This is a genomic window from Bartonella sp. MR168JLCBS, from assembly GCF_042194175.1.
The window spans coordinates 1-259 of the sequence record NZ_JBHIMP010000524.1; the positions used below are offsets into that span (position 1 = coordinate 1).

Here is a 259-nt window from a genome sequence, read left to right on the forward strand (position 1 = left end):
TAGTTTCCGGTAAGAACATAGATAACAATATTCAATCCTGCTCGAAATGCCCATAGGCGTTGCATTGGGTCATTGGGAATAAGTGGATATTTCCACATGCCTTTTTCGTCCAGTGCCCAAGCACCAGCGAAGTTATTGGCGGTAATAAGAAGAGAACTTACATTATCACCAGTGGCAAGAGGATTTTTGTTTTTTTTATTCATTGATGATGATTCAACCCATAAAGGTGAACCACGATAGAGACCAGGAAAATCTGGCA

General features: G+C 40.5%; 1 protein-coding gene. It reads right to left on the minus strand.

What is annotated here, in order from left to right:
- Positions 1–259 (minus strand): DUF4159 domain-containing protein (locus tag ACFIK8_RS12385; RefSeq protein ID WP_375669599.1); only part of this gene is annotated, 259 nt, incomplete at both ends.